The sequence below is a fragment of the Nocardiopsis sp. NPDC007018 genome (assembly GCF_040635075.1).
Lineage (GTDB): Bacteria > Actinomycetota > Actinomycetes > Streptosporangiales > Streptosporangiaceae > Nocardiopsis.
This window is the reverse complement of record NZ_JBEYHA010000007.1, coordinates 86,567-99,641: the sequence shown is the minus strand read 5'-3', so window position 1 is coordinate 99,641 and position 13,075 is coordinate 86,567. Positions and strand designations below refer to the sequence as shown.

General features: G+C 71.5%; 13 protein-coding genes. 1 reads left to right on the top strand and 12 read right to left on the bottom strand.

Annotated features, from left to right (window positions below; all coding sequences use genetic code 11):
* Nucleotides 1-72 precede the first annotated feature (72 nt).
* The 5 genes from ABZ635_RS05565 to ABZ635_RS05545 form a co-directional block, all read right to left on the bottom strand.
* Nucleotides 73-1,122 (bottom strand): BMP family ABC transporter substrate-binding protein, encoded by a 1,050-nt coding sequence (locus tag ABZ635_RS05565; RefSeq protein ID WP_357759372.1) that lies wholly within the window; start codon nt 1,120-1,122, stop codon nt 73-75.
* A gap of 338 nt (nt 1,123-1,460) precedes the next feature.
* Nucleotides 1,461-2,162 carry an alpha/beta hydrolase gene (locus ABZ635_RS05560; RefSeq protein ID WP_357759369.1) on the bottom strand — a complete coding sequence of 234 codons (702 nt, stop codon included), beginning with the start codon at nt 2,160-2,162 and terminating at the stop codon, nt 1,461-1,463.
* A gap of 168 nt (nt 2,163-2,330) precedes the next feature.
* On the bottom strand, nt 2,331-2,675 hold the full coding sequence (locus tag ABZ635_RS05555) for a biotin/lipoyl-containing protein (protein ID WP_357759366.1): 345 nt from the start codon (nt 2,673-2,675) through the stop codon (nt 2,331-2,333).
* Nucleotides 2,676-2,680: 5 nt separating this feature from the next.
* Complete coding sequence (locus tag ABZ635_RS05550) at nt 2,681-3,700, bottom strand: alpha-ketoacid dehydrogenase subunit beta (protein WP_357759363.1); 1,020 nt, start codon at nt 3,698-3,700, stop codon at nt 2,681-2,683.
* The gene (locus ABZ635_RS05545) at nt 3,697-4,734 is read right to left on the bottom strand and encodes a thiamine pyrophosphate-dependent enzyme (protein WP_357759359.1); all 1,038 of its coding nucleotides are present in this window, start codon (nt 4,732-4,734) and stop codon (nt 3,697-3,699) included. The genes ABZ635_RS05550 and ABZ635_RS05545 overlap by 4 nt, the downstream gene beginning before the upstream one ends.
* A 622-nt stretch (nt 4,735-5,356) precedes the next feature.
* On the opposite strand from ABZ635_RS05545, the gene ABZ635_RS05540 reads away from it, so the two are divergent.
* Complete coding sequence (locus ABZ635_RS05540; RefSeq protein WP_017546759.1) at nt 5,357-5,851, top strand: Lrp/AsnC family transcriptional regulator; 495 nt, start codon at nt 5,357-5,359, stop codon at nt 5,849-5,851.
* An 18-nt stretch (nt 5,852-5,869) separates the two neighbouring features.
* Here ABZ635_RS05540 and ABZ635_RS05535 read toward each other — a convergent pair whose 3' ends face one another.
* The 7 genes from ABZ635_RS05535 to deoC form a co-directional block, all read right to left on the bottom strand.
* Nucleotides 5,870-7,543, bottom strand: a complete 1,674-nt coding sequence (locus tag ABZ635_RS05535; protein WP_357759356.1) for a phospho-sugar mutase — start codon at nt 7,541-7,543, stop codon at nt 5,870-5,872.
* 76 nt (nt 7,544-7,619) lie between these two features.
* A complete protein-coding gene (locus ABZ635_RS05530; protein WP_357759353.1) occupies nt 7,620-8,417 on the bottom strand; it encodes a purine-nucleoside phosphorylase in 798 nt (265 codons plus the stop codon).
* A gap of 13 nt (nt 8,418-8,430) precedes the next feature.
* Nucleotides 8,431-9,051, bottom strand: coding sequence for a GNAT family N-acetyltransferase (locus tag ABZ635_RS05525; protein ID WP_357759350.1), 621 nt, complete (start codon nt 9,049-9,051; stop codon nt 8,431-8,433).
* On the bottom strand, nt 9,048-9,692 hold the full coding sequence (locus ABZ635_RS05520) for a GNAT family N-acetyltransferase (protein WP_357759347.1): 645 nt from the start codon (nt 9,690-9,692) through the stop codon (nt 9,048-9,050). Before ABZ635_RS05520 ends, ABZ635_RS05525 begins: the two co-directional genes overlap by 4 nt.
* 67 nt (nt 9,693-9,759) lie before the next feature.
* Nucleotides 9,760-10,695: an aldehyde dehydrogenase family protein gene (locus ABZ635_RS05515; RefSeq protein ID WP_357759344.1), complete on the bottom strand. Its 936-nt coding sequence runs from the start codon at nt 10,693-10,695 to the stop codon at nt 9,760-9,762.
* Nucleotides 10,688-12,118 carry an aldehyde dehydrogenase family protein gene (locus ABZ635_RS05510; protein ID WP_357759341.1) on the bottom strand — a complete coding sequence of 477 codons (1,431 nt, stop codon included), beginning with the start codon at nt 12,116-12,118 and terminating at the stop codon, nt 10,688-10,690. The genes ABZ635_RS05515 and ABZ635_RS05510 overlap by 8 nt, the downstream gene beginning before the upstream one ends.
* A gap of 3 nt (nt 12,119-12,121) precedes the next feature.
* Entirely contained in the window at nt 12,122-13,069 is a 948-nt protein-coding gene (gene deoC, locus ABZ635_RS05505; RefSeq protein WP_357759338.1) for a deoxyribose-phosphate aldolase, read from the bottom strand.
* Nucleotides 13,070-13,075: the final 6 nt, after the last annotated feature.

The window sequence follows — 13,075 nt, the reverse complement described above, 5'->3', positions numbered from 1 at the left end:
TCCGCTTCCGGCACCGTCCTGGGGCACATCGCAGCCTGGGCCGCGATGAGGCGCAACCTTGTCAATCGGCAGCTACGGCTGGGTCGGAACCTCGATGTCGCCGTCGATGATCTCCTGCTTGATCGCTTCGAGCTCCTCCTGGATCGGCTCGATGGCCTCCTCGTTGGAGAGCGTGTAGTCAACGCCGCCCTGGCTGAGGTCGAACCTCTGGACGCCGGTCTGCGGAGAACCGTCGACCACGGACTTGATCATCTCGAAGACAGCGAGGTCGACCTGCTTGATGGCGGAGGTCAGGACATGCGGCTTCTGGTCCTCTTCGGCGTTCAGGTACTGGTCGCTGTCGACACCGATGAAGGTGAAGTCGTTCTCGACCGAGGCCTCGAGGACTCCGATTCCCGCGGAGCCGGCGGCGTGGTAGATCACGTCGGCGCCGCGATCGTACTGGGCCTGGGCCCCCTGGAGCCCCTTGGCCGTATCGCTGAAGCCGCTCATGTCCGGAGGCTGGCTCAGGTAGTCGACCTCGACGTTGATGTCCTCGTTGATGTGCGCGACGCCCGCGACGTAGCCGGCCTCGAACTTGCGAATCAGCGGGGTTTCGACTCCGCCAACGAAACCGACATGGTCCTCCTCCGTGGTCAGGGCGGCAGCAGCGCCAGCCAGGAAGGAGGCCTGCTCCTCAGAGAAGACCAGGCTCGTGACATTCGGGAACTCGTCCTCGTCGATCTCGGAGTCGACGATCGCGAAGTTGGTGTCCGGGAAGTCCCCGGCCACCGCCTCCATGGGCTCCTGGTAGGCGAACCCGACACCGATGATGACGTCGAAGCCCTCACGAGCCATGTTCGCGAGGCGATCCTGCTTGTCGGAGTCGGCCTCGTTCTCCGCGGGCTCGAAGTCGGTGATCTCGACACCGAGTTCCTCAGCCGCCTGCGTCAGACCCCGATAGGCGGAGTCGTTGAACGAGCGGTCACCCTTGCCACCAACGTCGAAGGCCAGACCAACGCTGATCCCGTCGCTGTCGCCGCCTTCGGCAGCGCTGTCATCGGCCGCGTTGTCGCACGCGGTGAGTGCCAGCACGCCCGCGGCGGCGACCGCCGCGAACTTGGCTGCGTTGCTGCGCTTCACTTGAAAGTCTCCCCTTCGCCCTCTCAGCGGACCGCATTCCGCGCGGGACCGACCTGAGTTCTGCAGCCGGACGATATCCGCTGGCCGAATGTACATCTAACGAACAGCCGGAGTTGTTATGAAGGCGAGAGCAGAGCGACACGGGGCCTTACCGGGAAGTTACCAAGAGCACACCCGGCCGGGGCAACCTTCCTCCTTATCGCTGTTTTTGACCTCCGGTTCTCCCGACGAATCCGGCGGTGCGACCGTGTGTACCGTGACCCTTACCCTCGGTCACATTCGCCTGTTGGGGCCCAGCCGGTCTAGACCGGACTGGCCCACGGCGCGTGAGCTCGGACTCACCCCTCCAGGAACTCCGCCACAGCCTGCTTGAAGACACGCGAGGAGACGGCGTTGGCGTGGTCGCGTCCGGGCACCTCCACGAAGGCGCCTCCGCAACGCTCGGCGAGCCCGGCGGCACCCTCGGCGACGGTGTCCCTGGCCCCGGCGACCAGGAGCATCGGGCCCCCCGTGGGACGGGGTTCCTCTTTGAAGGGCCGGGACGCCTGACCCCGGACACAGGCGGCGAGCGCCGCGGCGTCGTTGCCCGGGAGCCCGACCACGGTCCGGTACACGTGGTCGAAGGGGGTGTCGCCCGTACCCGGCTCGGCGGTGTCCAGACCCGCCAGGGCGTTGGCGGGGCCGAAGCCGCCCAGGACCGTCCGGCGCACCCGGTCGGGGGCGGTGAGCGCGAGTTCCCAGGCGATCCGGGAACCCATCGAGTAGCCGACGACGTCGACCCGCTCCACCTCCAGCAGGTCGAGGAGGGCGAGGACGTCGGCGACGAAGTGTTCGGGCAGGTAGAGCCCGCTGTCGGTGGGCTTGTCACTGCCCCCGTGCCCGCGCAGGTCGGGTCCGATCACCCGGCGCCCGGCCGTGTCGAGGGCGCGCGGCCACCCGGCCGCGCTCCAATTCATCTCGAAGTTGGTCCCGAAACCGTGCAGCAGAAGCACCGGTACGGGGTCGCCGGGGGCCTGCGACGGCAAATCCGCATAACGCATTGTCACGTCTCCGACGGGATTCGCGTTCATGAATCCATTCCGTTCTCGTGCGGGGGTGGGTTTTACCGGAAGCGGGCGAGGGCCCATTCAGATGTTCCTATAAACGGAATGACCCGAAGGGTCGCTCCGTTCGTGTCGACATCCGAACGGGCCCTCGCCGCGAGCGCGTCAGTCCGTCGGCGGCCTGAGCCGGACCCGACGCTTGGGCGCGGCGTCCTCGGAGGGGACCCGTCCGACGATTCCGGCCTGTGGCGCCTTCTCCTCGACCTCCACCGCGAAGGTCACCAGGGGTGCGCCCACCGGGACGACCTGGTCCTCCTCGGCGTGCAGTTCGACCACGCGACCGGCCTTGGGCGAGGGGATGACCACGGCGGACTTGGTGGTCTCCACCTCGACCAGCGGGTCGTTGCGGCCGATGGTGTCCCCGACCGCCACCTGCCACTCAAGGACGGTCGCCTCGACCAGGCCCTCACCCAGGTCGGGGAGGGTGAAGGTGATGTTCTCTTCTGCCATGCGGGCTAGTACTCCAGGGTTCGCTGGACCGCGAGCAGGACGCGGTCGATCGTCGGCAGGTACTGGTTCTCCAACGGTCCGGCCGGGTAGGGGACGTCGAACCCCGTGACCCGCTGGACCGGGGCGGCCAGCTCCCGGAAACAGTTCTCGGTGACCAAGGCGGCCACCTCGGCGCCCAGGCCCGCGGTGAGCGGTGCCTCGTGCACGACGACGGCGCGCTTGGTGCGGCCGACCGAGGCGGCCAGTCCGGCGGCGTCGATGGGCTTGAGCCAGCGCAGGTCGAGGACCTCCAGTTCCACACCGTCCTCGGCGGCGAGCTCGGCCACCTGGACGCAGCGGTGCACCATGGCGCCCCAGGCGATGAGGGTGGCGTGGCGGCCGGGGCGCACGATGCGGCTGGTTCCGATGGGGTCGGTGGGCTCGCCCAACCGGACCGGGCGACGATCCCAGTAGCGCGCCTTGGGCTCCATGTACACAACCGGGTCGTCCGAGCGCACGGACTGGAGCAGCAGGCTGTAGGCCTCGGCCGGGTCGGAGGGCGCGACGACCTTCAGCCCCGGGGTGTGGGCGAAGAGCGCCTCCAGGCTCTCGCCGTGGTGCTCCGGGGCCTGGATACCGCCGAAGGACGGTAGTCGCAGGGTGATCGGCATGGGCGCCGCGCCACGGGTGCGGTAGTTCATGCGCGCCACCTGGTTGACGATCTGGTCGACGGCCGGATACGCGAATCCGTCGAACTGGAGCTCGGGGACCGGCCGCCAGCCGTTCATCGCCAGACCGACCGCCATGCCCATGATGGCCGACTCCGCCAGGGGGGTGTCGAAGACGCGCTGGTCGCCGAACTCCTTCTGGAGCCCGTCGGTGACGCGGAAGACACCGCCGAGGGCGCCCACGTCCTCCCCGAAGACGAGGACGTCGGGGTCCTCCTCCAGCAGGACGCGCAGGGCGCGGTTGATCGCCTGCTGCATGGACAGTTCGACCGCCGGGGACTCGACCGGGGCGTCGGCGCGTTCGATCAGCTCGGTCACAGCTCGACCTCTTCCTGCCAGGTGCGGTGCTGCCGGGCCAGCTCCTCGGTGGTCTCCCGGAAGACGTGGGTGAACAGCTCGGAGCCGTGCGGCTCGGGGGCCTCGGCCACTCCGTCGCGGATCTCCTCGGCACGCTTGGCGGCCTCGGCGTCGACGGCGGCCAGCTCGGTCTCGTCGGCGTGTCCGGCCTCGACGATCGCCGCGCGGAGGAGGTCGAGGGGGTCGCGTCGGCGCCAGGGCTCGGCCTCGGTCTCGTCCCGGTACCGGCCGGGGTCGTCGGAGGTGGAGTGGGGTTCGACGCGGTAGGTGAGGGCCTCGATGACGGTGGGGCCGCCACTGGTGCGGGCGCGCTCGACCGCCTCCGCGGTGGCGGTGTACACGGCGCCGACGTCGTTGCCGTCCACGAGGACCCCGGCCATGCCGTATCCCTCGGCCCGCGCGGCGACGGAGCCGCCCGCGACCTGGCGCTCGTTGGGTACCGACAGCGCCCACTGGTTGTTCTGGCAGAGGAAGACGACGGGGGCGGTGAAGACGCCCGCGAAGTTCATGGCCTCGTGCACGTCGCCCTCGGAGCTGGCGCCGTCGCCGAAGTAGGCCATGGCGACGCCGTCGCCGCCGCGGAGCCGCTCACCGACCGCCCATCCGACCGCGTGGGGGACGGGGCCGCCCACGACCGCGTTGATCGCGCCGAAGCGGGACTCCATGACGTCGTAGAGGCCGCCGTGCCACAGGGCGCGGTGGGTGGACATGTAGCCGACCATCTCGACGCCGTAGGCGAGGGCGGAGGCCATCTCGCGGTAGGTGGGGAAGACGAAGTCTCGGGCGGGGTCGAGCGCGCTGGCGCTGCCCACCTGGGCGGCCTCCTGGCCGCGCACGGAGACGTAGGCGGGGAAGACGCCCTGGCGCTGGAGGGCGATGGCCTCCGTGTCCAGGTCGCGGGCGGTGCGCATGGCGCGGTACAGCTCGCGGGTGAGTTCGGGGCGCAGGTGCTCCACGGTGATGGGGCCCTGTCCCTCGGGCTCTGGGGTCGGCATGTCGAGCGGCTCCCAACGTGGCCCTGCGCGCGTGGTGGCGCGACCCGGGCTCGGGGTGGTCACGGTCTGCCCTTGATTCTCCGCACAACTGGACAGTTCCGCTAGATATGACCGTACAGTCGATACGATCACGAACGTTGCACCCTGTTTGGTTCGCGATCGTCCAGGATCAGACCTCTCGAACGAGCGAAAACGACACGCAGTGCCAAACATCACGAATCACCATCAACACCACCATCCTCCCGCCCCACCGCGAGGCACCCCGGAGGCCACGCACAGGAGTCGTCGTATGCCCGAACCGTCACGACAAATAGGCCGGAAATGGGTACCAAACCAAGAATTTCTGGCGGAATCTGGCACATCGGGTGTAGTTAGTGCCCAGTCAGGGAAACCCTCGACCCACCGCGTGCGTCAACCATGAGTACAGTCGGAACTTCTCCGCCACTCCCCCGTTTGGCGGTTCGCACAAGAGGTCCGGTCGCACGAATCCCCCCGCCCCCACACCGACCCGAACACCACGGAACGTGCGTCCGACATCTCCCGACCGGTTTTTCCGAGCTTCCTGTCAATGACGACGGCACGGAGCAGAGCCCTGCGACAAGAGCACACGAGGAGCACGCACATGGCCATGGGCGAACAGCACAGGAACGGCCGGCGGCCGGACACGACCGACCAGACCATTCTGAGCGCGCTCGCCAAGGACGCCCGGACCGGCATCACCGAGATCGCCGCGCTGGCCAACGTCTCCCGAGCCACGGCCTACAACCGCATCAAGCGCCTCACCGACGAGGGGGTCATCCGCGGCTACTCCGTGGTGACCGACCACTCCAAGATGGGGCTGGGCGTCACCGCGCTGGTCCTCATCTCCGGCAGCCAGCCCGACTGGCGGGCCAACCGGGAGATCCTCTCGTCCTACCCCGAGATCGAGTACTGCTGGTACGTGGTGGGGTCGGCCGACATCGTGCTGCTGGTCCGCGTCGCCAACACCAACCAGCTGCGCGACCTGATCCTCAGCCGACTCCAGTCCCTCCCCGGTGTGACGTCCACCCAGACGCTCACCGTCATCGACGAGGTCGTCCACCGGCCGGTCGTGGAACCCGCCGAGGGGAGCGAGTAGCACCGGACCCGCCCCGGCTCACCCCCCGACCACCCCGGCGACCGCCGCCATCAGCTCGGACAGCAGTTCCGAGCCGCGCGCGCGGCTGGCAGCGACGTCGCCCCCGACCTCCGACACCACCTCGGCGTAGGCCTTCAGTTTGGGCTCGGTCCCGGAGGGGCGCAGCGTGACCCGCCCCCGCGTCCCCCCTCCGAGCTCGAAGCGCACGGCGTCCGTCGGCGGCAGACCCCCGTGGCCGTCGGCGAAGTCCACGACCCCCGTCACCCTCAGGGGGCCGAACGCGGCGGGCGGTTGCGCGCGCAGCCGCCGCATCGCCGCCCCGATCTCCGCGAGGTCGGTCACCCGGACCGACAGCTGGTCGCTCAGGTGCAGACCGTACCTGCGGGCCTGGTCGTCGAGGAGGTCGACCAGCGTGCGCCCCCGGTCCTTCGCCTCGGCGGCCAGCGCCAACGCCACGAGCGCCGCGCTGATGCCGTCCTTGTCCGCCACCGGGCGGCCGTCGTCTCCCCCCACGCAGTAGCCCAGGGCCTCCTCATAGGAGAACACCCGGTTCTCGCCCGGCCGCCCCGCCCGGGCCAGCCACTTGAACCCGGTCAGGGTCTCCTCGTAGCGCACCCCCCGGTCGCGGGCGATCGCGCCGAGCAGGCTGGAGGAGACGATCGAGGTGGCCACCACCCGGTCCGCGCCGCCCGTGTGGTCGAGGACGTACTCGGCGAGCAGGCCGCCCACCTCGTTGCCGGTCAGCAGCCCGTACCCTGGCACCGCCAATGCCAGCCGGTCGGCGTCCGGATCGTTGGCCACCACCAGGTCGGCGCCCTGGGCCTCCCCCGCCGCCAGGGCCAGGTCCATCGCCCCCGGCTCCTCCGGGTTGGGGAAGGCGACCGTCGGGAAGTCGGGGTCGGGGTCGAACTGCTCGGCCACCACCCGGGGCGGGGCGAACCCGGCCCGGCCGACCGCCTCCAGCAGCACGCGGCCGCCCACACCGTGCAGGGGCGTGTAGGCCACCGACAGCTCACGCGGGCCGTCCGGGACCAGCGCGGTGACCGCGTCCAGGTAGGCGGCCACCGCCTCCTCGCCCAGGACCTCCCAGTCCTCGCCGAGGGGGAGCGCGCCGACCGGTCCCACCGCGTCGATGGCGGCGGAGATCTCGGCGTCCACCGGGGAGACGATCTGACTGCCCGCGTCGTCGCCGGACCCGCCCGTGTACACCTTGTACCCGTTGTCCTGGGGCGGGTTGTGGCTGGCGGTCACCACGATTCCCGCGTCCGCGCCCAGCCGACGCAGGGTGTGGGCGAGCACCGGGGTGGGCAGCGGGCCGGGCAACAGGGAGACCCGGTGCCCGGCCCCGGTGAGGACGGCGGCGCTGTCCCGCGCGAAGTCGGCGGACCGGTGCCGGGCGTCGTACCCGATCACCACGTGTGCGGGCCCCTCCCCCAGCCACGCCGCGATCCCGGCGGCGGCCCGCATGACCACCACCCGGTTCATCCGGTTGGGCCCGGCCCCCAGCGCTCCGCGCAGCCCCGCCGTCCCGAACTCCAGACGGCCGGAGAACCGGTCGGCGATGTCGGCCAGGGCCTGCCCGTCGCCGACCTCGACCCGGGCCAGGAGGTCACCCAGTTCACCGCGCGTCGCGGGGTCGGGGTCCTGGTCGAGCCAGGCCCCGGCCTGGCGGAGGAGGGCGGAGTCGGTCATGGGGATCTCCCGTCCGGAGGTCGGTGGTGGCGGTGGCGGCCCTGTCGGGCCGGGGGGGTTCACGTCGTCGGACGGCTCAGAAGCGCCGCACGATGTCCGCGAGCAGGCGGCCCACCGTGGCGGCGGAGTCGCGGCCGGTGGCGAGGACGTCCTCGTGGTCGAGGTTGGCACCCTCCAGACCGGCGGCGATGTTGGTGACCAGGGACATCCCCAGCACCCGGGCACCGGCCTCGCGGGCGGCGATGGCCTCCAGGACGGTGGACATACCGACCAGGTCGGCGCCCATGGCACGGAGCATGCGCACCTCGGCCGGGGTCTCGAAGTGCGGTCCGGGCATGGCCGCGTACACGCCCTCGGGCAGGTCCGGGGCGACCTCGCGGGCCAGGGAACGCAGCTCCGGGGTGTAGGTCCGGGTCAGGTCCACGAAGGTCGCGCCGGTCAGCGGCGAGCGCGCGGTCATGTTGAGGTGGTCGGCGATCAGCACCGGAGAGCCCACCGCGTAGTCGGGGTTAATGCCCCCCGCGGCGTTGGTGAGCACGATGGTCCCGGCGCCCGCCGCGACGGCCGTGCGGACGTTGTGCACGACCGCGTCGGTGCCGTGGCCCTCGTACAGGTGGGTGCGGCCGAGGAAGGCGAGCACGTTCCGGTCGCCGTCCGCGATGCTGCGCAGCGTGCCGCTGTGGCCCTCCACCGCCGGGGGCAGGAAGCCGGGTAGCTCGGACGTGGCGAACTCGTGCTTGGAGTCGCCGAGCAGGTCGGCGGCGGGCGCCCAGCCGGACCCCATCACCAGGGCCACGTCGTAGCTGTCCACACCGGTACGCGCGCGCAGCTCGGCGGCGGCCTCCTCGGCGGCGGCCTGGGGTGTACGAGTCACTGGGTGTCTCCGTTCATCTGGACCGCTGGAGCGGTTCGGGGTGGGGTGCGGGCTCCAGGGGGCGCGACATCACTTCCTGGGGGCCCGCGTCGCCGGGCACGACCGTGCCGGTGAAGTCGAAGCCGGAGGCCTTGTAGACGCGCTGCGCCGGTAGGTTGCCCCGGTTGACGCAGAGCACGACCTCCCTGGCGTGCGGGGCGACCTCGCGGACCAGCCCGTCCAGGAGGGGGGCGGAGCACGACGCCCGGCCCACGCCGCGGCCCTGCCATTGTGACGTGACGTAGTAGGCGCGCAGCAGTACGGCGCGCTCCGGCGCGTCGACCAGCTCCGAGCGGATCACCCGGTCGAGCACGCCGAATCCGGCGCAGGCCTCGCGCGCCCGTTCGGGGCCGTCCACCGGCCCCTCCAGGGCCACGACCGCGTAGGGGAAGCGCTCGGGGTCGCCGTCTGCGTCGGGCAGGGTCCGTGCGGGCAGCCCGGTGAAGCGCGACTGCTCCGGCGGCAGCCGGTGCGAGAGCGCGGCCTCCCTGAGCAGGTCCGCCTCGGCCGTCCCCGTGTCCAGCCGGACCAGCCGGACCTGGGAGGTGTCCCAGAGTCCGGCGGCCCGTCTGCGCGATCCACGCCACCGGGTCACCGGGGCTCCGGGAGCTGGGGGACGGGGTGGTAGCCGGTCTCGACCGGCCGGGTCAGCACGGACTGCGTGCCGTGCTCGCCCGCGTCGTGGCGGCGGCCGTTCGGCGTGAACCCGGCGGCCCGGTAGGTGCGTTCGCCCATGTCGTTGCCGTCGTTGACGCACAGGGCGATCTCGGTGGCGTCGGGGGCGATCGCCGCCACCAGCAGGTCGAGCAGTGGAGCGGAGCAGGCGGCGCGGCCGATCCCCTTCCCTTGGTGTTCGAGGGCGATGTAGAACGCGCGCAGCTGCACGGCGCGTTCCGGGTCGTCGACGAGGGCGCGGAGCTGGCCGACCCGGTCGATGACCCCGAAGCCCACGCAGGCGCGCAGGACGGTGGCCCGGTCGGTCAGGGGGCCGTCGTTGAGTACGACGGCGTAGGGGTGGCGTGCGGGGTCCTGGTCGGCGCGGGGCAGGGTGTGCACCGCCTCGTCGATGAACCGGCGCTGGTCGGGGGCGACCCGCTGGCGGGGCAGGACCTCGCGCAGCAGGGCCACCTCGGGGGTGGTGCGGTCCAGGCGCACGAGGCGCAGTCCGGGCACGCGCTCGGGGGCGCCTGGCCCGGTGGTTCGGGGCTCGGCCTGTTCGGGGGTGTTCGCTGACACCGTTCCTCCACTCGGCTGTCGGGCCGTTCCCGCCCCCGGAAGGTGGGGGCGGGCCGGACCGTCAGTCTTACACCCCGACCGGATGCCAGACGGTCTTGGTCTCCAGGAAGGGCGACAACCGGGAGGTCCCGGGGTCGGTGTCGAGCCAGGCGTCCTCTCCCCCGGTCGCTTCGGGGCCGGGGCGCAGCACCCGGGTGAGGGTGGTGGCCGCGGTCCGCTCGAACTCCACCGCGTGCCCGCCCGCACCGGTGAGGTCGAGGGCGTTGACGTCGGCGTGCGAGGCCAGGTGCGGGCCGATCTCGCCCGCGCTCCCGGTGAGCAGGTTGACGACGCCTCCGGGCAGGTCGGAGGTGGCGAAAACCTCGGCCAGCTCGATCGCGGCCAGGGGCGCGGCCTCGGAGGTGACCACCACGGCCGTGTTGCCGGTGGCGATCACCGGGGCGAGGACCGAGGTGAGCCCGAGCAGCGGGGCGCCCTGGGGCGCGAACACCGCGACCACGCCGGTGGGTTCGGGGGCGGAGTGGTTGTAGTAGGGGCCGGAGACCGGGTTGGCGCCGCCGAGCACCTGGGCGAACTTGTCGGTCCAGCCCGCGTAGTACACCCAGCGGTCGACAGCGGCGGACACGGTGCGGTCGGCCTCGGCGGGGGTCGCGCCCAGGGCCTCGACGAGGCGGGCGGCGAACTGCGCGCGCCGCCCCTCCATGACCTCGGCGACCCGGTACAGGATCTGGCCCCGGTTGTAGGCGGTGCGCCCGGACCAGCCGCCGAAGGCCTTGCGGGCGGCCGTGACGGCGTCGCGCGCGTCCTTGCGTGAGGCCTGGGAGGCGTTGGCCAGGTGGGTGCCGTCGGCTGAGGTCACCGGGTAGCTCCTGCCGGACTCCGATCGGGGGAAGGCCCCGCCGAGGTAGAGCTTGTAGGTCTTGCGGACCGCGATCCGGGCCGGGGCGGGTGCCCCCTCCCCGGAACCGGCGCCCTTCTTCTTGTTGCCGCGCCGCTCAGCCAAGGTAGGCCTCCAAACCGTGGCGGCCGCCCTCGCGGCCGTATCCCGACTCCTTGTAGCCGCCGAAGGGGCTGGTCGGGTCGAACTTGTTGAACGTGTTGGACCAGATGACGCCGGCGCGCAGGCGCTCGGCGGTCCACAGCATGCGGGAGCCCTTCTCGGTCCACACTCCGGCCGAGAGCCCGTAGGGCGTGTTGTTGGCCTTGGCCACCGCTTCCTCGGGGGTGCGGAAGGTCAGGACCGACAGCACGGGGCCGAAGATCTCCTCATGGGCCACCCGGTGCGCCTGGCTGACGCCGGTGAGCACGGTGGGCGCGAACCAGTACCCGCTGGCGGGCAGGTCGCAGGCGGGCGACCAGCGCTCGACGTTCTCCTCGTCGGCGGTGGCGGTGAGCTCGCGGACCCGTTCCAGCTGGGCGGCGGAGTTGATGGCGCCGATGTCGGTGTTCTTGTCGAGCGGGTCGCCCAGCCGGAGCTTGGCGACGCGTTCCTTGAGCCGGGGCAGGAACTCCTCGGCGATCGACTCCTGGAGGAGCAGGCGCGAACCGGCGCAGCACACGTGGCCCTGGTTGAAGAAGATGCCGGTGACGACACCCTCCACGGCCTGGTCGAGGGCGGCGTCGTCGTAGACGATGTTGGCGCCCTTGCCGCCCAGTTCGAGGGTGAGCCGCTTGTCGGTCCCGGCCACGGCGCGGGCGATCTCGCGACCGACCCCGGTGGAGCCGGTGAAGGCGACCTTGTCGGTACCCGGGTGCTGGACCAGGGCCCGTCCGGTCTCGCCCGCGCCCGTGAGGATGTTGACCACGCCGGGGGGAAGGTCGGCCTCCTGGCAGATCTCCGCGAAGACCAGCGCGCTGAGCGGCGTGGTCTCGGCGGGCTTGAGCACCACGGTGTTGCCGGTGGCCAGCGCCGGGGCGACCTTCCAGGCGAGCATGAGCAGCGGGAAGTTCCAGGGGATGACCTGGGCGGCCACCCCGAGGGAGGCGGGGTTCGGGCCCAGTCCGGCGTGGGCGAGCTTGTCGGCCCATCCGGCGTAGTAGAAGAAGTGCGCGGCGACCAGCGGCAGGTCGACGTCGCGGGTCTCCTTGATGGGCTTGCCGTTGTCCATCGTCTCCAGGACCGCCAGTTCGCGTGAGCGCTCCTGGATGATCCTGGCGATGCGGAACAGGTACTTGCCGCGTTCGGCGCCGCTCATGCGGCCCCACACGGTGTCGTGGGCGCGGCGGGCGGCGGCGACGGCGCGGTCGACGTCGGCCTCCCCCGCGACGGCCACCCGGGCCAGCTCCTCCTCGTCGGCCGGATTGAGCGTGGTGAGGTACTCACCGCTCTGGGCCGGGGTGAACTCGCCGTCGACGAACAGGTCGTAGGTCTCGCGCAGGCTGACGACGGAGCGGGACTCCGGTGCGGGCGCGTACTCGAAGATCACGGCTCAGTCCTGCGTGTAGTAGTCGGGGCCCGGGTAGGTGCCTGTGGTCAGCCTGGTGCGCTGCATGAGCAGGTCGTTGAGCAGGCTGGAGGCGCCGATGCGGAACAGGTCGGGGGTCAGCCACTCCGGTCCGGCGGTCTCGTTGACCAGGACCAGGTTGCGGAGGGCGTCCTTGGTGGTGCGGATGCCGCCCGCGGGTTTGACGCCGATCCGGCGGCCGGTGGCGGCGTGGTGGTCGCGCACGGCCTCCAGCATGACCAGGGTGACGGGCAGGGTCGCGGCGGGCGCCACCTTGCCGGTGGAGGTCTTGACGAAGTCCCCGCCGGCGCGCATGGCCAGGTGGGAGGCGCGGCGGACGTTGTCGTAGGTGACCAGTTCGCCGGTCTCCAGGATGACCTTGAGGTGGGCGTCGCCGCAGGCCTCCTTGACCGCGACGATCTCCTCGTGGACCTTGAGGTAGTCGCCGGAGAGGAAGGCGCCCCGGTCGATGACCATGTCGATCTCGCTGGCGCCGTCGGCGACCGCTCGCCGGGTGTCGGCGAGTTTGACCTCCAGGGGTGCGCGACCGGCGGGGAAGGCGGTGGCCACCGAGGCCACACCGATCCCGGTGCCGCGCAGGGCCTCCACGGCGACGGAGACCATGTCGGGGTAGACGCAGACCGCGCCCACGTGCGGCACGGTGCGGTCGGCGGGGTCGGGCAGGGCGGCCTTGGCGCACAGGGCCCTGACCTTGCCGGGTGTGTCGGCGCCCTCCAGGGTGGTGAGGTCGACCATGGAGACGGCCAGGTCGATGGCGCGGGCCTTGGCGGTGGTCTTGATCGACCGGGTGGCCAGGTCCTGGGCCCGGGCGCGGGCGCCGACCTCGTCGACTCCCGGGAGGCCGTGCAGGAACGCCCGGAGCGCGCGGTTGGTCGTCGCCTCGGGCACGGATGCGGTGTGGGGCACGGGCACCTACAG

Excerpts from the sequence above, each read along its gene's own strand:
- ABZ635_RS05560 (WP_357759369.1), bottom strand. The coding sequence starts at position 2,162 with ATGCGTTATGCGGATTTGCCGTCGCAGGCCCCCGGCGACCCCGTACCG.
- ABZ635_RS05535 (WP_357759356.1), bottom strand. The coding sequence starts at position 7,543 with ATGACCGACTCCGCCCTCCTCCGCCAGGCCGGGGCCTGGCTCGACCAG.
- ABZ635_RS05540 (WP_017546759.1), top strand. The coding sequence starts at position 5,357 with ATGGCCATGGGCGAACAGCACAGGAACGGCCGGCGGCCGGACACGACC.
- ABZ635_RS05545 (WP_357759359.1), bottom strand. The coding sequence starts at position 4,734 with ATGCCGACCCCAGAGCCCGAGGGACAGGGCCCCATCACCGTGGAGCAC.
- ABZ635_RS05555 (WP_357759366.1), bottom strand. The coding sequence starts at position 2,675 with ATGGCAGAAGAGAACATCACCTTCACCCTCCCCGACCTGGGTGAGGGC.